Annotated in this window: 21 protein-coding genes; 10 read left to right on the top strand and 11 right to left on the bottom strand. The window is 70.9% G+C overall.

Going from position 1 to position 19,133, the window contains the following annotated elements:
- Window positions 1-120: 120 nt before the first annotated feature.
- Window positions 121-1,503 (bottom strand): glycine--tRNA ligase, encoded by a 1,383-nt coding sequence (locus tag ACZ5TL_RS21240; RefSeq protein WP_468591611.1) that lies wholly within the window; start codon window positions 1,501-1,503, stop codon window positions 121-123.
- Window positions 1,504-1,741: 238 nt separating this feature from the next.
- On the opposite strand from ACZ5TL_RS21240, the gene ACZ5TL_RS21235 reads away from it, so the two are divergent.
- The 4 genes from ACZ5TL_RS21235 to ACZ5TL_RS21220 are packed head-to-tail and all read left to right on the top strand — an operon-like array spanning window position 1,742 to window position 4,935.
- On the top strand, window positions 1,742-2,767 hold the full coding sequence (locus ACZ5TL_RS21235) for a metal ABC transporter substrate-binding protein (RefSeq protein ID WP_468591609.1): 1,026 nt from the start codon (window positions 1,742-1,744) through the stop codon (window positions 2,765-2,767).
- A 20-nt stretch (window positions 2,768-2,787) separates the two neighbouring features.
- A complete protein-coding gene (locus ACZ5TL_RS21230; protein WP_468591607.1) occupies window positions 2,788-3,555 on the top strand; it encodes a metal ABC transporter ATP-binding protein in 768 nt (255 codons plus the stop codon).
- Complete coding sequence (locus ACZ5TL_RS21225) at window positions 3,555-4,457, top strand: metal ABC transporter permease (protein ID WP_468591606.1); 903 nt, start codon at window positions 3,555-3,557, stop codon at window positions 4,455-4,457. The genes ACZ5TL_RS21230 and ACZ5TL_RS21225 overlap by 1 nt, the downstream gene beginning before the upstream one ends.
- 58 nt (window positions 4,458-4,515) lie before the next feature.
- Window positions 4,516-4,935 carry a Fur family transcriptional regulator gene (locus tag ACZ5TL_RS21220; protein WP_468591605.1) on the top strand — a complete coding sequence of 140 codons (420 nt, stop codon included), beginning with the start codon at window positions 4,516-4,518 and terminating at the stop codon, window positions 4,933-4,935.
- A gap of 125 nt (window positions 4,936-5,060) precedes the next feature.
- On the opposite strand, the gene ACZ5TL_RS21215 is transcribed toward ACZ5TL_RS21220, so the two are convergent.
- From ACZ5TL_RS21215 to ACZ5TL_RS21200, 4 genes are read right to left on the bottom strand one after another with little or no spacing between them, the layout of a single operon-like run.
- A complete protein-coding gene (locus tag ACZ5TL_RS21215; RefSeq protein WP_468591603.1) occupies window positions 5,061-5,894 on the bottom strand; it encodes an isoprenyl transferase in 834 nt (277 codons plus the stop codon).
- 33 nt (window positions 5,895-5,927) lie between these two features.
- Window positions 5,928-6,674: a DNA repair protein RecO gene (recO, locus tag ACZ5TL_RS21210; protein WP_468591601.1), complete on the bottom strand. Its 747-nt coding sequence runs from the start codon at window positions 6,672-6,674 to the stop codon at window positions 5,928-5,930.
- A 27-nt stretch (window positions 6,675-6,701) separates the two neighbouring features.
- Window positions 6,702-6,917: a hypothetical protein gene (locus ACZ5TL_RS21205; RefSeq protein ID WP_468591600.1), complete on the bottom strand. Its 216-nt coding sequence runs from the start codon at window positions 6,915-6,917 to the stop codon at window positions 6,702-6,704.
- Entirely contained in the window at window positions 6,914-7,120 is a 207-nt protein-coding gene (locus ACZ5TL_RS21200) for a hypothetical protein (RefSeq protein ID WP_468591598.1), read from the bottom strand. The genes ACZ5TL_RS21205 and ACZ5TL_RS21200 overlap by 4 nt, the downstream gene beginning before the upstream one ends.
- Before the next feature lie 117 nt (window positions 7,121-7,237).
- On the opposite strand from ACZ5TL_RS21200, the gene ACZ5TL_RS21195 reads away from it, so the two are divergent.
- The 3 genes from ACZ5TL_RS21195 (at window position 7,238) to ACZ5TL_RS21185 (ending at window position 8,805) form a co-directional block, all read left to right on the top strand.
- The gene (locus tag ACZ5TL_RS21195; protein WP_468591597.1) at window positions 7,238-8,068 is read left to right on the top strand and encodes a helix-turn-helix domain-containing protein; all 831 of its coding nucleotides are present in this window, start codon (window positions 7,238-7,240) and stop codon (window positions 8,066-8,068) included.
- Window positions 8,050-8,259, top strand: a complete 210-nt coding sequence (locus ACZ5TL_RS21190) for a DUF397 domain-containing protein (protein WP_468591595.1) — start codon at window positions 8,050-8,052, stop codon at window positions 8,257-8,259. Before ACZ5TL_RS21195 ends, ACZ5TL_RS21190 begins: the two co-directional genes overlap by 19 nt.
- 111 nt (window positions 8,260-8,370) lie before the next feature.
- Window positions 8,371-8,805, top strand: a complete 435-nt coding sequence (locus ACZ5TL_RS21185; protein ID WP_468591852.1) for a GNAT family N-acetyltransferase — start codon at window positions 8,371-8,373, stop codon at window positions 8,803-8,805.
- An 84-nt stretch (window positions 8,806-8,889) separates the two neighbouring features.
- On the opposite strand, the gene ACZ5TL_RS21180 is transcribed toward ACZ5TL_RS21185, so the two are convergent.
- Window positions 8,890-9,327 (bottom strand): protein-tyrosine phosphatase family protein, encoded by a 438-nt coding sequence (locus ACZ5TL_RS21180; RefSeq protein WP_468591594.1) that lies wholly within the window; start codon window positions 9,325-9,327, stop codon window positions 8,890-8,892.
- A gap of 235 nt (window positions 9,328-9,562) precedes the next feature.
- Between ACZ5TL_RS21180 and ACZ5TL_RS21175 the strand changes: the two genes are divergently transcribed.
- Entirely contained in the window at window positions 9,563-10,495 is a 933-nt protein-coding gene (locus ACZ5TL_RS21175) for a dihydrodipicolinate synthase family protein (protein ID WP_468591593.1), read from the top strand.
- 27 nt (window positions 10,496-10,522) lie between these two features.
- On the opposite strand, the gene ACZ5TL_RS21170 is transcribed toward ACZ5TL_RS21175, so the two are convergent.
- The 5 genes from ACZ5TL_RS21170 to leuA all read right to left on the bottom strand — a co-directional run bounded on the left by ACZ5TL_RS21170 (window position 10,523) and on the right by leuA (window position 17,349).
- The gene (locus ACZ5TL_RS21170; protein ID WP_468591592.1) at window positions 10,523-11,185 is read right to left on the bottom strand and encodes a response regulator; all 663 of its coding nucleotides are present in this window, start codon (window positions 11,183-11,185) and stop codon (window positions 10,523-10,525) included.
- Window positions 11,182-12,423 carry a sensor histidine kinase gene (locus ACZ5TL_RS21165; protein ID WP_468591590.1) on the bottom strand — a complete coding sequence of 414 codons (1,242 nt, stop codon included), beginning with the start codon at window positions 12,421-12,423 and terminating at the stop codon, window positions 11,182-11,184. The genes ACZ5TL_RS21170 and ACZ5TL_RS21165 overlap by 4 nt, the downstream gene beginning before the upstream one ends.
- 50 nt (window positions 12,424-12,473) lie before the next feature.
- Complete coding sequence (locus tag ACZ5TL_RS21160; protein WP_468591588.1) at window positions 12,474-14,567, bottom strand: MMPL family transporter; 2,094 nt, start codon at window positions 14,565-14,567, stop codon at window positions 12,474-12,476.
- Window positions 14,568-14,717: 150 nt separating this feature from the next.
- Window positions 14,718-15,416 (bottom strand): TerB family tellurite resistance protein, encoded by a 699-nt coding sequence (locus ACZ5TL_RS21155; protein WP_468591586.1) that lies wholly within the window; start codon window positions 15,414-15,416, stop codon window positions 14,718-14,720.
- Between the two features lie 211 nt (window positions 15,417-15,627).
- Window positions 15,628-17,349, bottom strand: coding sequence for a 2-isopropylmalate synthase (leuA, locus tag ACZ5TL_RS21150; RefSeq protein ID WP_468591584.1), 1,722 nt, complete (start codon window positions 17,347-17,349; stop codon window positions 15,628-15,630).
- A gap of 321 nt (window positions 17,350-17,670) precedes the next feature.
- On the opposite strand from leuA, the gene ACZ5TL_RS21145 reads away from it, so the two are divergent.
- Both ACZ5TL_RS21145 and ACZ5TL_RS21140 read left to right on the top strand, forming a co-directional pair.
- A complete protein-coding gene (locus tag ACZ5TL_RS21145) occupies window positions 17,671-18,732 on the top strand; it encodes a M4 family metallopeptidase (protein WP_468591582.1) in 1,062 nt (353 codons plus the stop codon).
- Window positions 18,733-18,752: 20 nt separating this feature from the next.
- Window positions 18,753-19,019 (top strand): protealysin inhibitor emfourin, encoded by a 267-nt coding sequence (locus tag ACZ5TL_RS21140; protein ID WP_468591580.1) that lies wholly within the window; start codon window positions 18,753-18,755, stop codon window positions 19,017-19,019.
- The last annotated feature ends 114 nt before the right edge of the window (window positions 19,020-19,133 follow it).

Here is a 19,133-nt window from a genome sequence, read left to right as displayed (position 1 = left end):
ACACCCCCCCCTTTTTTTCTGCCGTGTTTTTTCCTCTTTTTTTCCCCCCCCCCCCCCCCCCCCCCCCCGCTTCCCCCCCCCCCCCCCCCCCCCCCCCCACCGGCGTGCGCGCAGGAAGGGTCAGCAGCCGATCAGCCGGGCCGCCAGGTAACCCTCGATCTGGTCGAGGGAGACGCGCTCCTGCTTCATCGTGTCGCGCTCGCGGACGGTGACCGCGTTGTCCTCGAGCGTGTCGAAGTCGACGGTCACGCAGAACGGCGTACCGATCTCGTCCTGGCGGCGGTAGCGGCGGCCGATGGCGCCGGCGTCGTCGAACTCGATGTTCCAGTTCTGGCGGAGCGCCTGGGCGAGGCCCTTGGCCTTCGGGGACAGCTCCGGGTTGCGGGACAGCGGCAGGACCGCGACCTTCACCGGGGCGAGGCGCTGGTCGAGGCGCAGCACCGTGCGCTTCTCCATCTTGCCCTTGGCGTTGGGCGCCTCGTCCTCGATGTAGGCGTCCAGGAGGAACGCCAGCATCGCGCGGCCGACACCGGCCGCGGGCTCGATGACGTACGGGGTCCAGCGCTCGCCGGCCTCCTGGTCGAAGTAGGTGAGGTCCTGGCCGGAGGCCTTGGAGTGAGCACCGAGGTCGTAGTCGGTGCGGTTGGCGACACCTTCCAGCTCGCCCCACTCACTGCCGCCGAACTGGAAGCGGTACTCGATGTCGGCGGTGCGCTTGGAGTAGTGGGAGAGCTTCTCCTTCGGGTGCTCGTACCACCGCATGTTCTCCTCGCGCAGGCCGAGACCGGTGTACCAGTTCCAGCGCTGCTCCATCCAGTACTCCTGCCACTTCTCGTCCTCGCCCGGCTTGACGAAGAACTCCATCTCCATCTGCTCGAACTCGCGGGTGCGGAAGATGAAGTTGCCCGGCGTGATCTCGTTGCGGAACGACTTGCCCATCTGGGCGATACCGAACGGCGGCTTGCGGCGCGAGGTGGTCTGCACCTGGGAGAAGTTGGTGAAGATGCCCTGGGCGGTCTCGGGGCGCAGGTAGGCGACGGAGCCGGAGTCCTGCGTCGGGCCGAGGTGGGTGGACAGCAGGCCCGAGAACTGCTTGGGCTCGGTGAACTGGCCCTTGTTGCCGCAGTTGGGGCAGTTGACGTCGGCCAGGCCGTTCTCCGGCAGGCGCTTGTGCTTGGCCTCGTAGGCCTCCTCCAGGTGGTCCGCGCGGAACCGCTTGTGGCAGGAGGTGCACTCGGTCAGCGGGTCCGTGAAGGTGGCGACGTGGCCGGAGGCCACCCAGACCTCGGGGGCCAGGATCACGGACGAGTCGATGCCCACGACGTCCTCGCGCGACGTCACCATGTAGCGCCACCACTGACGCTTGAGGTTCTCCTTGAGCTCGACACCCAGGGGTCCGTAGTCCCAAGCGGCGCGCTGGCCGCCGTAGATCTCACTGCAGGGGAATACGAAGCCCCGGCGCTTGCTCAGGCTGACGATGGTGTCGATCTTGTCGGCGGCCACGGTGCTCTCTTCATTACGACGACGAATACTGATGGTGCGGCGCGGAAGCGCCTCGATGAGGGGTGGTGGTCGGGAGACGGGCGGGCGAAGCGAGTTGCTTCCAGCGAATGCTTCAGGTTACCGGCGGGGACGCCCCCTCAATCAAATCGCTCCCCCCTGGCGGCCACCAGACCCCTCCCGTCTCGCTTCTCGGACCACTTGTTGACAACGGTTTCCATATTTGTTGAAAATGAGTGTCATGAACGTACGACGACGCCTCATACCCACCGCTGCGGTCACCGCGGCCACCGCTCTCGGTCTCGGTGCCCTCTCCGGCTGCTCCAGCGACAGCGCGGCGACGGGCAACACGGACAAGTTCGACGTCGTCGCGTCGTTCTACCCGATGGCGTTCCTCGCCGAGCAGATCGGCGGCGACCACGTGAACGTCACCAGTCTGACCGCGCCCGGCCAGGAGCCGCACGACCTGGAGATCAGCACCCAGCAGCGGGCGCAGCTCGAGGAGGCCGACGCGGCGCTCTACCTCAAGGGCCTCCAGCCCGCCATCGACGAGGCCGTCGCGCAGACCGGCATCAAGACGAAGGTCGACGCGGCCACCCTCACCACCCTCGAGGACCACGGCAACACCGAGCACAGCCACGAGGGCGAGGAGGGCCACGCCGAAGAGGAAGGCCACGCCGAAGAGGAAGGCCACGCCGAGGAGGAGGGCCACGCCGAAGAGGAAGGCCACGCCGAGGAGGAGCACGCCCGCGACCCGCACGTCTGGCTGGACCCGGTGAAGTACGCCGAGGTCGCCGAGGGCGTGGGCAAGGCCTTCGAGAAGGCCGACCCGGACCACGCCGACGACTACAAGAAGAACACCGCGGCCCTGGTCAAGAAGCTGAACGGCCTCAACGGCGAGTTCGAGAACGGCCTGAAGAACACCAAGATCAAGGTCTTCTTCACCAACCACGCCGCCTTCGGCTACCTCGCCGAGCGCTACGGCCTCACCCAGGAGGCCATCTCCGGCCTCGACCCCGAGAGCGAGCCCAGCGCCGCCCGGATGAAGGAGCTCCAGCAGGAGGCCAAGGCCGACGGCGTCACCACCGTCTTCTACGAGACACTGGTCTCCGACAAGACCGCGAAGACCCTGGCCCGCGACGCGAACCTGAAGACGGACGTCCTCGACCCGCTCGAGGGCATCACCGACAAGTCCCGCGGCGACGACTACTTCCAGGTGATGGAAGCCAACCTCAAGGCCCTTCAGGCGGCCCTGGGAGCCAAGTGACCGACCCATCGGAGGACGGCATGACCGAGCCCGTCGTATCCCTGCGCGGCGTCCGCGCGGACCTGGGCTCGCGCCCCGTCCTGCGCGGCATCGACCTCACCGTGCACCGCGGTGAGGTCGTCGCGCTGCTCGGCGCGAACGGCTCCGGCAAGTCCACGGCCGTGCGCACCGTCATCGGCCAGGTGCAGCCCGGCGCCGGCGAGATCGAACTGTTCGGCACGGACCGCAGGCGGTTCCGCGACTGGCATCGCGTGGGCTACGTCCCGCAGCGCACCACGGCCGCCGGCGGCGTGCCCGCCACGGTGACCGAGGTGGTCTCCTCCGGCCGCCTGTCCCGGGCCCGCTTCGGCGTGCTGCGCAAGGCCGACCGCGAGGCCGTACGACGCGCCCTGGACCTCGTCGGCATGGCCGACCGGGCCGGGGACTCGGTCGACGCCCTCTCCGGCGGCCAGCACCAGCGCGTCCTGATCGCCCGCGCCCTGGCCTCCGAACCCGAGCTGCTGATCATGGACGAGCCGATGGCCGGCGTCGACCTCACCAGCCAGGAGGTCCTCGCGCACACCCTCACCGAGCAGGTCTCCCGGGGCAGCACCGTGCTGCTCGTGCTGCACGAACTGGGCCCCCTGGAGCCCCTCATCGACCGGGCGGTCGTACTCCGCGACGGCTGCGTCGTCCATGACGGACCGCCCCCGAAGGCCGTCGGGCAGCACGCCCTGCCCGGACACGACCACGTACACCCGCACGCACCCGCGGGCGCCGAACCGATCCGCACGGGACTGCTGAGCTGATGGACCTCCTCGACTACGCCTTCATGCAGCGGGCCCTGCTCGCCGCCGTCCTGGTCGGCATCACCGCCCCCGCGGTGGGGATCTACCTGGTCCAGCGCCGCCAGGCCCTGATGGGCGACGGCATCGGCCACGTGGCCATGACCGGCGTCGGCCTCGGCTTCCTGCTGACCTGGTCCCCGGTGTGGATGGCGACCCTCGTCTCGATCATCGGCGCGGTCCTCATGGAGCTGATCCGCTGGTACGGCAGGACCCACGGCGACGTCGCCCTCGCGATGCTGTTCTACGGCGGCATGGCCGGCGGTGTGATGTTCATCAATCTCGCGCCGACGGGCTCCAACGCCAACCTGACGTCGTACCTCTTCGGCTCCCTGTCGACGGTGTCCGAGTCGGACGTCACGGCGATCTGCGTCCTGGCCTCCTTCGTCGTCCTGGTCACCCTCGGCCTGCGCCGACAGTTGTTCGCGGTCAGCCAGGACGAGGAGTTCGCCCGGGTCACGGGCCTGCCGGTGCGCGCCCTGAACCTGCTGACCGCGATCACCGCGGCCGTCACGGTGACGGTGGCGATGCGCGTGGTCGGCCTGCTGCTGGTCAGCGCGCTGATGGTGGTGCCGGTCGCGGCCGCCCAGCAGATCGGCCGCAGCTTCGCCGCGACCTTCGCGATCGCCGTGGCCATCGGCGTGAGCGTGACGCTCGGCGGCACCGTCACCTCGTACTACCAGGACGTGCCGCCCGGCGCGACGATCGTGCTGCTGACCATCGGCGCGTTCATCGTGCTGACGGCGCTCGCGGCCCCGCTGGCCCGCCGCCGCGCCCGCGCCCGGACCGCCGCGCACGCGTCGGCGGACCCGGCCGAGTGCGCGATTCCGGGCAGCCGTGAGGCAGCCGACGAAGTGGGCGTCTGACCGCCCCCGCCCCGGGCTGGCACAATGGCCCGGGCAAGGCAGACGTGAGGAGGCAACGGTGACGACCGCTGGACCGTCCGTGAAGGGCCGCGCCACCAGGCAGCGTGCCGCCGTGGCGGCGGCCCTGGACGAGGTCGACGAGTTCCGCAGCGCGCAGGAACTGCACGACATGCTCAAGCACAAGGGCGACTCGGTCGGGCTCACCACGGTCTACCGCACCCTGCAGACCCTCGCCGACGCCGGTGAGGTCGACGTCCTGCGCACCGCCGAGGGTGAGTCCGTCTACCGCCGCTGCTCCACCGACGACCATCACCACCACCTGGTGTGCCGCGGCTGCGGCAAGGCCGTCGAGGTCGAAGGCCCGGCCGTGGAGAAGTGGGCCGAGGCCATCGCCATCGAGCACGGCTTCGTGAACGTGGCCCACACGGTGGAGATCTTCGGTACCTGCGCGGACTGCGCGGCTGCCTCCGGCGGCTGAGCCGCTGTTCGCCGTGGGGGGGGAGACCCTCTCCCGGGTGCGGGTCCGTGGTGGCCGGTCGCGCAGTTCCCCGCGCCCCTGAGGGAACTGCGCCACCCTTGCCTGTGAAGCTCTGGTCTGCGGGACTACTCCTGCTTGCCCTCCATCGCCAGCAGTTCCTCGTTCGGGATGGCCCCGCCGAACCGCCGGTCCCGCGAGGCGAACTCCAGGCACGCCCGCCACAGGTCACGCCGGTCGAAGTCCGGCCACAGCACGTCCTGGAAGACCATCTCGGCGTACGCGCTCTGCCAGAGCAGGTAGTTGGAGGTGCGCTGCTCACCGCTCGGGCGCAGGAACAGGTCCACGTCCGGCATGTCCGGGTAGTACAGGTACTTGGCGAAGGTCTTCTCGCTGACCTTCGACGGGTCGAGCCTGCCGCTCCTCACGTCCTCCGCGAGCGACTTGGCCGCGTCCGCGATCTCGGCGCGCCCCCCGTAGTTCATGCAGAAGTACAGGGTCAGCCGGTCGTTGCCCTTGGTCTGCTCCTGGGCGATCTGGAGCTCCTTGGCCACGGACCGCCACAGCTTCGGCATCCGCCCCACCCAGCGCACCCGCACACCCAGCTCGTCCAGCTGGTCCCGGCTCTTGCGGATGAAGTCCCGGTTGAAGTTCATGAGGAAGCGCACCTCGTCGGGCGAGCGCTTCCAGTTCTCGGTGGAGAAGGCGTACAGGGAGATGGCGCCCACGCCCATCTCTATGGCGCCCTGGAGCACGTCCAGCACCCGCTCGGCGCCGACCTTGTGCCCCTCGGTGCGGGGCAGGCCCCGCTCCTTCGCCCACCGCCCGTTGCCGTCCATGACGATCGCCACATGCTGCGGTACGAGCTCCCGGGGGAGCTTCGGCGGCCGCGCGCCGGACGGGTGCGGCTCCGGCGTCGTGTACTCCCGGCGCTGGCGCCCCAGGATCCCGCGTACGGCCATGTGTTTCTCGTCTCCTCGGCTTGCTTGCTTCTCTTACTTCTCGACGTAGCGCAGGGAGCGCAGCCCGCGCTCCATGTGCCAGTGCAGATAGGCGGACACCAGCCCGCTGCCCTCCCGGACGTAGCGCGCCTCGCAGGCGTCCGCGGTCTCCCAGTCTCCCGTAAGCAGGGCGCCGAGGAGTTCCAGGGCCTGGGGCGAGGGTACGACGCTGCCGGGCACCCGGCAGTCCACGCAGACGGCTCCGCCCGACGCGACCGAGAAGAACCGGTTGGGCCCGGGCATCCCGCACTTCGCGCAGTCGCTGAAGGTCGGGGCGTACCCGTTCACGGCGAGGGACCGGAGCAGGAAGGCGTCGAGGACGAGATGCGGCGCGTGCTCCCCCCGGGCGAGGGTCCGCAGCCCGCCGACGAGCAGCAGATACTGCTGCACCGCCGGCTCGCCCTCATGGTCGGTGAACCGCTCGGCGGTCTCCAGCATGGCGGTCCCGGCCGTGTACCGGGCGTAGTCACTCACGATCCCGCCGCCGTACGGCGCGATCGTCTCACTCTGCGTGCACAGCGGCAGCCCCCGCCCGACGAGCTCGCTCCCCTTGGCGAAGAACTGCACGTCGACGTGGGAGAACGGTTCGAGGCGCGCACCGAACTTCGACTTCGTCCGGCGCACGCCCCGGGCCACGGCGCGTACCCGTCCGTGACCGCGTGTGAGCAGCGTGATGATCCGGTCCGCCTCACCCAGCTTCTGGGTGCGCAGCACGATGCCGTCGTCGCGGAACAGACTCATGGCGCCCATTCTCGCAGGATCACCGCGTCAAGGGACCTCGCCCCTGCTGCGTGCGTTGGCGTACGCCGTCGCCGCGTGCAGCCGCTCGGCCGGGGTGGCGTGCCGGACGGCACCGGGGTCGACGTCCCACTCCCTGCCGCCCCCGTACGGCCTCAGCTGCACGTAGGGCCCCTCATGCCCCATGACGATGCCGATCCGTCCGCTGCGGGTGTCCACGACGTACGCGCCGACCGGGGGCTTCATCGCAGCACCGCCGCGAGCCGCCGGGCGGTCTGGACGGAGCACCGGCCCAATTCCACGAGCGGACAGGGTGCTTCCCGCGCAAGACTCACCGGGTCGATCCCCAATGACGGCAAGATAATTCCGGCCTTGGCGAGTTCTGCCCGCAATTCTTTCACCGCATCCTCCGCTTCTTCGACGCAGAGCGCCGAGTGTCGTGCCACCACCGTGCTCCCCTCCCTTTTGCGGTTTCACTCTTCGCATCCCCACGGTGACGCTCCGCCTCTACACTCGGGAAGGGTCTGCGCCCCTACAACTGCGGGGCAGTGCAAAGGGGTTCGGTAATGACCAGCGGTTCTCGGCAGGCGGCGTGGGAGTTCTTCGGCGCGGAGCTCAAGCGACGGAGGGAGGACGCGGGCCTCACCCAGGTGGAGCTGGGCTCCCGGGTATTCGTCTCCGGCGGCTACATCGGCCAGTTCGAACAGGCCATTCGCAAACCACAGCTGGATGTCGCCCATCGCATCGACGGGGTCCTGCAAACCGACGGTATTTTCGAGCGGTTGTGCAGGAAGCTGATTGACGATAAGCGGTATGCGGGGTATTTCGCAGCGGTTGTGGAGCTTGAGAGGCAGGCTGCCGCGATCTGCGAGTTCGAACCGACCGTCGTGCCCGGACTCCTCCAGGCACCGGCATACATGAGAGCCCTCACTCTGGCCACGCACCCATTCGCGGCGGACGAGTTCGTCGAGGAGAGAGTCGCCGCCCGCGTGGAACGCACCCAGATCCTCAATGAGGCTACAAGGCCGGTGTACTGGGTCGTCGTGCACGAAACCGTGCTCCGAGTCCCGGTAGGCGGGCCGGAGGTCACGGCGCAGACCCTCGACCACGTGGCCGACCTCGCGGACGCACGCAAGGTGGTCCTTCAGGTCCTTCCGTTCTCCGCCGGGGCCCCTGCCAACAACGGCTCGCTACGGCTCATGGAGTTCGAGGACGCGCCGCCCGTCGCCTATACAGAGACGTCGTTTTCGGGAACGTTGATCGACGACCCGGCCATGGTGAAGCGTGCACACCGGGCCTACGATCTGCTCAGGGGTGCCGCGCTGTCGCCGGAGGCGTCCCTCGCCCTGGTCCGATCGGCGGCTGAGGACTTCAGACGATGCGCGAGTACGACCTGAACAACGCCTGCTGGAGGAAGAGCAGCTACAGCAACGGCGATGGCGGCAACTGCGTCGAAGTCGCCGACGTAGCGCCGGGGATGGTCCCCGTCCGGGACAGCAAGAGGACCGAAGGCCCCGTGCTCCTGGTCGGGCCGGAGGCCTGGAGGGCGTTCATACGCGGGGTCGGGGACGCCAACTCCCAGGCGTGAGTCCGGCTGCGTGGCCGCCCGGCGATGCGCAATGATCGGGGCGTGGATGCGGGCACGGGGACACAGCAGGCGAGGCCGGACGACCGCACAGGCACCAGCCCGGCATGGGCGATGCGCCCGGCGGAGCTGTCGGACGTCGAGTCGATAGCGGAACTGCGGGCGGTGGTGATGCGCCCGGACCTGCAACGGCTGGGCCGCTACGACGCACACCGCGTCAGGCAGCGCCTGCGGGACGGCTACTCCCCCCAGCACACGCGGATCATCACGGCCCACGGCACGTTCGCGGGCAGCGTGGCACTGCGCCCGTCGGAGGACGCCCACTGGCTGGAGCACTTCTACCTCGCCCCGGAGTTCCAGGGCCAAGGCCTGGGCTCGGCAGTACTCCGCACGCTCCTCGCGAAGACGGACACCAGTGGCGCCCTCGTCCGCCTGAACGTCCTCCAGGGCAGCCCGGCCCGCCGCCTCTACGAGCGGCACGGCTTCACCGTCGAATCGGAGGACCCGGTCGACCTCTTCATGCTGCGCCGGCCGGCCCCCGCTGGCTGACGGTCCGGCAGGGGGTAGACCCCCTGGGGAAACCCGCTTCGCGGCGACGCGACCAAAGGATGAGCCGCCGCGCCAAGCAGAGGCTCATCCCCGGCCGAACCGGCGTACGTACCGCCGCTGCCACGGTGTCTCCACCGCCCGCCGGACGTAATGCCGCCGGACGTACGCCACCGCCTCCTCCCCCGGCACCCCGTCCAGCACCGCCAGGCAGGCCAGGGCCGTGCCCGTGCGGCCTCGGCCGCCTCCGCAGGCGATCTCCACGCGCTCCCCGGCGGCCCGTTCCCACGCGTCGGTCAGCGCCGTACGGGCGGCCTGCCGGTCCGCCGGGAGGCGGAAGTCGGGCCAGCGGATCCAGCCGGACTCCCAGGGGACCTCGGGCGGCTGCCCGCCCAGCAGATACACGCCGTAGGAGGGGGTGGCGGCGGCCGGGTCGAGTGGGTGGCGAAGGCCCCGGCCGCGGATCAGACGGCCGGAGGGCAGCCGCAGGACGCCCGCGTCGCTCTCACTCCACAGGTCAACCATGCCCTCGTCCCCGATCCTCGCCAGACGCCGGCCACCGGCCGCCAGGGGCCCATCCCAGTCGCGTCATCGCGGCCGGGCAACCCGGTTCGCCGACAGCCGAGGCGACCGGCGCGGACGAGATGCCGGGCTTCTCCGCCGCGTCGGCCCCCGCACACCGCTTCCCCTGCCACCATCCTGTCCGGGAGGACGAGTCGGCCCGCGACCTCGTCCACCGATGCGACCCGATGGAGGCTCCATGGCCCTCACGCCGCTGACCGGTGTCATCCCGCCCGTCTGCACGCCCCTGACACCGGACCGCGAGGTGGACGTCCCCTCGTTGCTCAGGCTGGTCGACCATCTGGTGGCGGGCGGGGTGCACGGCCTGTTCGTGCTCGGCTCGACGTCGGAGGCGGCGTATCTGACGGACGGGCAGCGCCGGCTGGTGGTCGAGGCGGTCGCGGGGCATGCGGGCGGGCAGCTCCCGGTGCTGGCCGGGGCGATCGACATGACCACGCGCCGGGTCCTGGACCACGTCGCCTCGGTGACGGCGGCGGGCGCGGACGCGGTCGTCGTCACCGCCCCGTTCTACGCCCGCACCCACCCGGCGGAGATCGCCCGCCACTACCGCACGGTCGCCGCCGCGAGCCCGGTCCCGGTCATCGCCTACGACATCCCCGTCGCCGTCCACACGAAGCTGCCCGCGGACGTGGTCCTGGAACTGGCCGCCGACGGTGTCCTGGCCGGGCTGAAGGACTCCAGCGGCGACCTGGCCGCCTTCCGCCAGGTCGTGACCGGCGTCCGGGAGCACCCGGACATCAGCGGCTTCAGCGTGCTGACCGGCTCCGAGCTGATCGTCGACGCGGCCCTCGCGGTCGGCGCGGACGGCACGGTCCCCGGCCTCGGCAACGTCGACCCGCACGGCTACGTCCGCCTGGACCGTCTGTGCCGCGCCGGGAACCGGGACGAGGCCCGTGCCGAACAGGAGCGGCTGTGCGCCCTGTTCGGCATGGTGACCGTCGGCGATCCGGCCCGGATGGGCCCGGGCTCCTCGGCGATCGGGGCGTTCAAGGCCGCGCTGCACCTGCGGGGTGTGATCGACTGCCCGCAGACGGCGGAGCCGCAGGTGCCGCTGTCGCCGGACGAGGTGGAGCGGGTGGGGAAGTACCTGGCCGCGGCAGGGCTGCTCTAGGCCACGGCCGGGGCAGGTGGCGGTGCGTCAGACGTTCCCCGGTGTCACGAGCCCCGACTCGTACGCCACGATGACCAGCTGCGCCCGGTCCCGTGCCGCCAGCTTGCCCATGATGCGGCTGACGTGGGTCTTCGCGGTCAGCGGGCTCAGGCCCAAGGTGTCCGCGATCTCCGTGTTGTTGAGGCCGCGCGCGACCAGCGCGAGCACCTCCCGCTCCCGGCCCGACAGGCACTCCGGTCCGCCGGACGCCGGTGCCGAGGGGCTGCGCAGGAACCGCTCGATCAGCCGTGCCGTGGGCCCGGGCGACAGCAGGGACTCACCGGCCGCGACCGTGCGGATGGCGTCCAGGAGTTCGGCCGGCCGGGTGTCCTTGACGAGGAACCCGGAGGCGCCGGCCCGCAGCGCGTCGACGATGTTCTCGTCGGTGTCGTACGTGGTGAGGACCAGCACGCGGACGCCCGCGAGGTCCTCGTCGGCCGCGATGAGCCGGGTCGCCTCGATGCCGTCCAGGTCGGGCATGCGGATGTCCATCACCACGAGGTCGGCGCGCTCGCTGCGGGCCAGTTCCACCGCCTGCCGGCCGGTGGCGGCCTGGCCGACGACCGTCATGTCCCGGGCCGTTCCCACGAGCATCACGAACGCCTCCCGCACCAGGGTCTGGTCGTCCGCGAGCAGCACCCGTACGGTCATCCGGCCCTCTCCCCCGTCGTGGCCAGCGGCAGCACCGCGGTCACCTCGAACCCGCCTTTGGAACGCGGTCCGGCGTCGAGTGTGCCACCCACGCTGCGGGCCCGCTCCCGCATCCCGACGAGCCCGAAGCCCGGGGTGCCGCCCGGGGCCGGTCCGCTGCCGTCGTCGCTGACCGTCAGGTGCAGGGCGCCCTGCCGCTCGTCCAGTTCGACGCGGACGGCCGGTTCGGGTCCCGCGTGCCGTACGGCGTTCGTCAGGGCCTCCTGGACGATCCGGTAGGCGGCGGCGCCCACGGCGGGCGGTGCCTGCCGTATCCGCACGGTCTGCTCGACCCGGGCACCGGCGAGGCGGGCGGCCTCCGCCAGGCCGGGCAGTCCGTCCAGGCCGGGCAGCGGGCCGCGGGTGTCCGGGGCGTCGTGGCCGCGCAGCACCTCCAGCGTCGTACGGAGTTCGCCACGCGCGCTGCGGCAGGTCCCGGCGATGTCGTCGAGGGCCTTGGCGACCGTCTCCCGGTCGAGCCGCTCGGGGTCGGCGGACAGCACATGGGCTGCGACGGAGGTCTGCACGCCGATCAGGGTGATGCTGTGGGCCAGCAGGTCGTGCAGGTCCCGGGCGATGCGCAGCCGCTCCTCGGCGACCCGCCGCCGGGCCTCCTCCTCGCGGGTGCGTTCGGCACGTTCGGCACGCTCCACGATGGAGGCGACGTACTGGCGGTAGAAGCGCACGTCGACCCCGCAGAACAGCACGGCGACGACCCACCCGGACGCCTTCAGCAGCCCCAGCGCCTCCTGGGCGCTGATGGTGAGCATCACGCTCACCGCCAAGGCGATGACGCCGATGCCGACCAGGACGGTGCGCAGCGGCCGGCCGGTGACGGCGACGGTGTAGAGGGCGACGTAGGCGGCCTGGGTGGCGGCCGTGTGCGTGTAGTCGAGGAAGTGGTAGGGGAAGACACAGGCGATCACGGCGACCAGGACGAGCACCGGACGGCGGCGGCGCCACACCAGCGGCACGTGGGAGACGAGCAGCAGGCCCCAGCCGAGCGCGTCGGGCCTGCGGCCGTCGTCGACCAGGAGCGCGAGGACGGCGGAGAAGCCGGCGACGAGGAAGGCGAGGACCGTGTCGTTGCGGAGGGCGTGCGGGGCCGTCATCGGATCGCGGTTGATCGCGGCCATGATCCGCTCCGCGGGACGCGACCAGGTCGCCGTCGTGGTGGTGGGTGGCTGCACAGGTGTCATCCTCGGCGAGGAAGGCGTCCCTCCGGGAGGGGAGGGACGCCGTCGGTCGGTCAGGGGGCGTTCGCGGCCACGGGCTTCCGCTCCGGCGGCGGGGTTGTCCGCTCCGGCGCGCGGGAGAGCCTGCCCGGCCACCACATCCGCCGCTTGAGCAGCACACTCGCCGTGGTCACCAGGTACGTACGCACCAGGAAGGTGTCCAGCAGCACCCCCACCGCGATGACGAACCCGAGTTCCACCAGCCCCACCATCGGCAGCGTCGTCAGCACCGCGAACGTCGCCGCGAGCACCACTCCCGCCGAGGCGATGACCCCGCCGGTCGTCCGCAGGGCGGTGAGCGCCGCGGCCTCCGGCTCGGCCCCTCGTACGGACTCCTCCCGCATCCGGTGCATCAGGAAGATCCCGTAGTCCACCCCGAGGGCGACCAGGAACACGAAGGACAGCAGCCCCAGCCCGGGATCCGTGCCGCCGAAGCCGAGCACCGGCTCGAACACCAGCCCTCCGATGCCGAGCGCCGCTCCCCACACCGCGACCACCGCCGCCAGCAGCAGCAACGGCGCGACGAGACTGCGCAACAGCCCGACCAGGATGAGGAACACGGCGGCCAGTACCAGCGGCACGATCACCTTCCGGTCCCGTGCCTCGCTCTCGGCCAGGTCGATCTGCTGTGCGCTGGGCCCGCCGACGTACGCGCCCTCCGGGTCGACCCCGGCTCGCAGCGCCTCGATGGTGCGGGTCTCGGCCGGGGTCTCCGGGGCCGCCGTGGTGAAGACGGCGATCTCGGTCCACCCCGCCCCGCTCCGGCCGGGAACCACCTCGGCGACCCCCTCGGTGGCCCGGGCCCGCTCACCCACCGCCTCGGCCCGCTCCCCGGGCGCGATGACAGTCACGGGCCGGCTGCTGCGCTCGGGATACGCCTGTGCCAGCGTCTGCATGGCGGTGATGGACTCGGGCCGGTCGGTGAAGGAGTCCTCCTGCTTGATGGACCCGGACAGATTCAGCGTGCCGAGCGCGAGCGCTCCGAGCAGAACGCCCCCTCCGACGAGCACGGTGACGGGCCGCCGCGTCGCCGAGGTGCCCATCGCGGCGAACAGCGACCGCCGGGCCTTCGGCTCGCTCCCGAACGCCGGGATCAGCGGCCAGAACACCCGCCGTCCCAGCAGCACCAGGACGGCCGGCAGCAGGGTGGTCATGGCGACCAGCGCGGCGAGCACCCCGATCGTGCCGACCGGTCCCATGCCGCTGCTGCTGTTGAGGTCCGCGGCGAGCAGGCACAGCAGCCCGGCCGCGACGGTCCCCGAGGAGGCGAGGATCGCCGGCCCGCAGCCGCGCAGGGCGGTGCGCATGGCGTCGTACGGCCGCTCGTGGCGCCGCAGTTCCTCGCGGTAGCGGGAGATGAGGAGCAGCGCGTAGTCGGTGCCGGCGCCGAGGACGAGCACGGTCATCACGCCGCCGCTCTGGCCGGTGACGGTGACGTCGAACAGTTCGTGCAGCCCGTACCCGGCGGCCATCGCCACGGCGGCGGCGACCCCCGCCACGGCGAGCGGCACCAGCCACAGGAAGGGACTGCGGTAGATGAGGACGAGCAGCACGGTGACGACGCCGAGGGTGGCGAGCAGCAGTGTGGCGTCGAGCGTCTCGAACACCTTGTTCATGTCGGTGTTCAGCGCACCGGGCCCGCCGACCTCGACGCTCAGCCCGTCGCCGCCCCCGGCGATGTCCCGCACCCCGTCGACGAAGGCGTCCCGGGCCTTCTCGTCCTGGCCCGGCTGGGTGCTGCTGACCGGGTACATCAGGGTGGAGCCGTCCTTCGACGGGATGCCCCGCGGCTCTCCCGTGAGGTCGTAGGCGCCGCTCACTTCGGTGATCTGCTCGTCGGCGGTGCGCCGGTCGGCGTCGGTCAGGCCACCGTCCCGGTGGTAGACGAGCACCAGGTCGGTCGCCTCACCGCCCGGCAACTCGTCCTGGATACGCGCCACCTGGGTCGAGTCGGCGCTGTCGGGCAGGTAGTCGACGGCGCGGTTCTGCTGGATGCCGGCGAACTTGCCGGCGAGCGGCCCGACCAGCACGAGCGCGGCGAGCCACAGCCCGACCACCACCCAGGGCACGGCCCGCTTCCGCCCGGTACGCGTCCTTACGGCCCCCATGAGTCCGGCTCCCTCCGGTCGGGTGTCTGGATCGGTCTCCAGACTCCCGCCGGGCGGGTACCGGTTCGTCGGGCGTGAGGTCGAGTCGGGGCCTACTGCGGGGGGCGGTCCGGTCCGCGTGTTACTCCCCGGGGAGTAACACGCGGGGCTCTACGAAGGGGTGCGCGCGGCCGCCGCCAGCAGCCGTGTCACGTCGTCGGAGCAGATCGTGAGCGCCGCACCCACCGTGGCGAGGACGTCCCGCTCGGCCGGGGTGTACGGCCCGTCCGCGAGGGCGATGCGCGCGCCCTGGAGCAGGATCGACTCGCGGCCGACGGTGGCGAGGTGCGGGGCGAGCGGGTCCAGGGCCTCGTGGAGCTCTATGGCCAGCCCGGCGCCGCAGGGTTCGCCGGTGATGCGGCCGGTGTCCGCCTCCAGGGCCTCGACGAGGGCGGCCAGCTGCTCCTCGGTGCAGTCGTCGAAGCCGGCCGCGCGCACGGCGAGCACGGCGGACTCCAGGGCCGTACGGGACCCGGCGCCGCCCGCTGCCAGCACGGCGAGGGCGACGGTGTGCACGGCGTCGCGGAGCATCGCGTAGAAGCGGGTGGTCGTCGGATGGTCGAGGGCGTCGGTGCCGAAGTGGCGGCGGCAGGCGGCGCACTCCACGACCGGGCCGGTCTCGCCGCGCGGCAGCACGGGGAGGCCGAGCAGAGTGAAGCGGCGCTGTCCGGTCAGCCGCTGGTAGTTGCGGTCGCCGCCGCAGCCGGGGCAGAAGAACTCCCCGTCACCGGCGGCCGTCCACGCGATACGGGTGCCCAGGATGCGCGAAAGCCTGGCGGCATGGCCGTTTCGTCCCCGTCCTGGCAGCACGTCGCACCTCCGTCACGGCGCACGGCAGCGTCGCCGCGCTTGCGTGATGTTAGCCACATCCACGACGAGGAGTCAGCACCCCGGAGGAGACCTTTCCGTGACCCTCACAGGGATTGGCCGGTATGTGACGGGGCTCCGCCCGCCGGACCACGGCGGACGGAGCCCCTTCGGCGTCCCTGGGCGGCCTCCGGCCGCGGACCCGTTCGGCTGGTCAGCGAGCCGCGCGGTTGACGGCCGAGACGACCGCCTTCAGCGAGGCCCGCGTCGTGTTCGCGTCGATTCCGATCCCCCACAGGATCTTGTCGTCGATCGCGCATTCGATGTAGGAGGCGGCCTGCGCGGAGGCGCCCTCGCTCATCGTGTGCTCCTGGTAGTCCAGCAGGCGTACGTCGATGCCGACGGACTGCAGGGCGTCGAAGAAGGCCGAGATCGGACCGTTGCCGGAACCGGTCAGGACGGTGTCCTGGCCGTCGACGGTGGCCTCCACCTTCAGCGTGTCCACGCCGTCGGTGTCGGTCGTCGACTGGTTGTTCTTGACCTGGATACGGCCCCAGGGGTTCTCGGGGTTGGGCAGGTACTCGTCCCGGAAGACCGACCAGATGTCCTTCGGCGTGACCTCGCCGCCCTCGGCGTCCGTCTTGGCCTGGATGAGCTTGGAGAACTCGATCTGCATCCGGCGGGGCAGGTCCAGCTTGTGGTCGTTCTTCAGGACGTAGGCGATACCGCCCTTGCCGGACTGCGAGTTGACCCGGATGACCGCCTCGTAGGAGCGGCCGACGTCCTTGGGGTCGATCGGCAGGTAGGGGACGGCCCACTCGATGTCGTCGACGGTGACGCCCTTGGCGGCCGCCTCGGCCTCCATCGTGTCGAAGCCCTTCTTGATGGCGTCCTGGTGGGAGCCGGAGAAGGACGTGTAGACCAGGTCGCCCACGTAGGGGTGGCGGGGGTGGACGTCCATCTGGTTGCAGTACTCCCACGTACGACGGATCTCGTCGATGTCGGAGAAGTCGATCTGCGGGTCGACGCCCTGGGAGAAGAGGTTCATGCCCAGGGTGACCAGGTCGACGTTGCCGGTGCGCTCGCCCTGGCCGAACAGGCAGCCCTCGACGCGGTCGGCGCCGGCCATCAGGGCCAGCTCGGCGGCGGCGACGGCGGTGCCGCGGTCGTTGTGCGGGTGGACCGACAGGCAGACGTGCTCGCGGCGGGACAGGTTGCGGCCCATCCACTCGAAGCGGTCGGCGTGCGTGGAGGGCGTGGAACGCTCGACGGTGGCGGGCAGGTTGAGGATGATCTCGCGGCCCGGGCCCGGCTGGTAGACGTCCATCACCGCCTCGCAGACCTCCAGCGCGAAGTCCAGCTCGGTGTCGGTGAAGATCTCGGGGCTGTACTGGTAGCCGAACTCGGTCTCCGGACCCAGCAGCTTCTCCGCGTACTCCATCACCAGCCGCGTGCCGTCCACGGCGATCTGCTTGATGTCGTCCTTGGAGCCGCGGAAGACGACCCGGCGGAAGACCGGCGCGGTGGCGTTGTACAGGTGGACCGTCGCGCGCTTGGCGCCCTTCAGGGACTCCACCGTGCGCTCGATCAGGTCCTCGCGGGCCTGGGTCAGTACGGAGATGGTGACGTCGTCGGGGATGGCCCCGGGCTCTTCGATGATCGACCGTACGAAGTCGAAGTCGGTCTGGCCGGAGGCGGGGAAGCCGACCTCGATCTCCTTGTAGCCCATCTTGACCAACAGGTCGAACATCGCGCGCTTGCGGGCGGGCGACATGGGGTCGATCAGAGCCTGGTTGCCGTCACGCAGGTCGGTGGAGAGCCAGCGGGGGGCGGTGGTGACGCGGTTCTGCGGCCAGGTGCGGTCCGGGATGTCGACCTGCTCGTAGCGGCCGTACTTGTGGATCGGCATGGAACTGGGCTGCTGGCGGTTCGCCATGATGCGGGGGCTCCTCAGGGGGTGTCCGGAAGGACGGCCGACGACGCAGCACCAAGCTCCGCGGGGAGGGAGTCGGCCTCGACTACAGGCCCTCGCCGCGGCAGCTAAGGAGAAGCAGCCCGAAACGCATGATGCGCAGCATGCTAGCCGAGCCTCTCCCGGCGCGTGGGGTCGTATCAGTATGCGGGACCCGGCGCGCATACGGGACAAAAAGTGCGCTATACCACTTCACCACGGAGCGTGAAGGGCCTTGTCCCTGTATTTCACCAATCATGGTGGCGGCTGGTGACAGCTTCGTCACGTAGTGCAAGGGTGCCGGGCATGACGACCCACGGGGGCTTCGAGCCCGTCTTCTGCACCATCGTTCCGCCGCACGTCCTCGACCGGCTCGCCCAGGCCGAGGACCCCGCGCTCGCCGGCCCCGCCCGCCGCACCCTGCAGCGCGACGCCTACGAGCGCACCCAGCGCCGCCTCACCACGGTCCTCGGCGCGGACGCCGCCCCCGGGGTCGCCGACGGCAGGCCGCAGCGCACCATCCACGACGCCCGGCACGGCACCGGCCTGCCCGGCCACCAGGTCCGCGGCGAGGGCGACAAGCCCGGCAAGGACGCCACCGTCAACCGCGCCTACGCGGGGCTCGGCGCCACCTTCGAGCTGTTCCTGCGGGCCTACCGGCGCGACTCCATCGACGGCGACGGTCTGCCGCTGAACGCGACCGTGCACTACGACCGCGACTACAACAACGCGTTCTGGAACGGCGAGCAGATGGTGTTCGGCGACGGGGACGGAGAGATCTTCCTCGACTTCACCATCCCGATCGACGTCATCGGCCACGAACTCGCCCACGGCGTCACCCAGTACGCGGCGAACCTCACCTACTTCGGCCAGCCGGGCGCGCTCAACGAGTCCCTGTCGGACGTCTTCGGCGCGCTGATCAAGCAGTACACGCTCGGCCAGACCGCCGCCGAGGCCGACTGGCTGATCGGCGCGGGCCTGCTCGCCCCGCGGGTGACGGGCGTGGCACTGCGCTCGATGAAGGAGCCGGGCACGGCGTACGACGACGACGTGCTCGGCAAGGACCCGCAGCCGGCGACGATGGACGACTTCGTCCGCACCGGCCGCGACAACGGCGGTGTCCACATCAACTCGGGCATCCCGAACCACGCCTTCTACCTCGCGGCCACGGCCCTCGGCGGCCACGCCTGGGAGCGAGCCGGGCAGGTCTGGTACGACGTCCTCACGAGCGGTCGCCTGAAGCAGCAGGCCATGTTCACCGACTTCGCCTCGCTCACCGTCAGGGCGGCACGGGAGCGGTTCGGCGACGGGGAGGAGCTGGACGCCGTGGCGAAGGCCTGGGAGCAGGTCGGGGTGCGGACCCCGTAGTTCCGTACTAGACAGGTGCTATGCGTATTCAGGTGAGGCGCACGGGCGGGTTCGCCGGCATCGAGCGGCATGCCGAGGTGGACACCTCGGGCCGGGCCGATGCCTCCGCGTGGCAGGCGCTGGCCGAGCGGGCCGTCGCCGCCGGGCGGAGCACGCCGCCGATCGGGGTCCCGGACGGGTTCAGCTACCAGATCACCGTGGACGGCGAGACCGTGTACGCGGCCGACCCGCGGCTGACGGACGACCAGCGGAAGCTGATCTCGCGGGTGCTGAAGGAAGGTGCTTGACGTGCTCCCTGGCCTAAAGGACCCCGTTGCTGATCTCTCATTTCGAGGTGTGAGTGAGGAGGCGGCATAGGTGGGTGGTGCGGGTGCGTTCGGGGCGGTGGCCTTGCTGCCAGG

It is taken from the genome of Streptomyces sp. NPDC033136 (assembly GCF_055578235.1).
This window is presented reverse-complemented; position numbering and strand designations above follow the sequence as displayed.

Excerpts from the sequence above, each read along its gene's own strand:
- ACZ5TL_RS21235 (WP_468591609.1), top strand. The coding sequence starts at position 1,742 with ATGAACGTACGACGACGCCTCATACCCACCGCTGCGGTCACCGCGGCC.
- ACZ5TL_RS21230 (WP_468591607.1), top strand. The coding sequence starts at position 2,788 with ATGACCGAGCCCGTCGTATCCCTGCGCGGCGTCCGCGCGGACCTGGGC.
- ACZ5TL_RS21225 (WP_468591606.1), top strand. The coding sequence starts at position 3,555 with ATGGACCTCCTCGACTACGCCTTCATGCAGCGGGCCCTGCTCGCCGCC.
- ACZ5TL_RS21215 (WP_468591603.1), bottom strand. The coding sequence starts at position 5,894 with ATGGCCGTACGCGGGATCCTGGGGCGCCAGCGCCGGGAGTACACGACG.
- recO (WP_468591601.1), bottom strand. The coding sequence starts at position 6,674 with ATGAGTCTGTTCCGCGACGACGGCATCGTGCTGCGCACCCAGAAGCTG.
- ACZ5TL_RS21205 (WP_468591600.1), bottom strand. The coding sequence starts at position 6,917 with ATGAAGCCCCCGGTCGGCGCGTACGTCGTGGACACCCGCAGCGGACGG.
- ACZ5TL_RS21195 (WP_468591597.1), top strand. The coding sequence starts at position 7,238 with ATGACCAGCGGTTCTCGGCAGGCGGCGTGGGAGTTCTTCGGCGCGGAG.
- ACZ5TL_RS21190 (WP_468591595.1), top strand. The coding sequence starts at position 8,050 with ATGCGCGAGTACGACCTGAACAACGCCTGCTGGAGGAAGAGCAGCTAC.
- ACZ5TL_RS21185 (WP_468591852.1), top strand. The coding sequence starts at position 8,371 with ATGCGCCCGGCGGAGCTGTCGGACGTCGAGTCGATAGCGGAACTGCGG.
- ACZ5TL_RS21180 (WP_468591594.1), bottom strand. The coding sequence starts at position 9,327 with ATGGTTGACCTGTGGAGTGAGAGCGACGCGGGCGTCCTGCGGCTGCCC.
- ACZ5TL_RS21175 (WP_468591593.1), top strand. The coding sequence starts at position 9,563 with ATGGCCCTCACGCCGCTGACCGGTGTCATCCCGCCCGTCTGCACGCCC.
- ACZ5TL_RS21170 (WP_468591592.1), bottom strand. The coding sequence starts at position 11,185 with ATGACCGTACGGGTGCTGCTCGCGGACGACCAGACCCTGGTGCGGGAG.
- ACZ5TL_RS21165 (WP_468591590.1), bottom strand. The coding sequence starts at position 12,423 with ATGACACCTGTGCAGCCACCCACCACCACGACGGCGACCTGGTCGCGT.
- ACZ5TL_RS21160 (WP_468591588.1), bottom strand. The coding sequence starts at position 14,567 with ATGGGGGCCGTAAGGACGCGTACCGGGCGGAAGCGGGCCGTGCCCTGG.
- leuA (WP_468591584.1), bottom strand. The coding sequence starts at position 17,349 with ATGGCGAACCGCCAGCAGCCCAGTTCCATGCCGATCCACAAGTACGGC.
- ACZ5TL_RS21145 (WP_468591582.1), top strand. The coding sequence starts at position 17,671 with ATGACGACCCACGGGGGCTTCGAGCCCGTCTTCTGCACCATCGTTCCG.
- ACZ5TL_RS21140 (WP_468591580.1), top strand. The coding sequence starts at position 18,753 with ATGCGTATTCAGGTGAGGCGCACGGGCGGGTTCGCCGGCATCGAGCGG.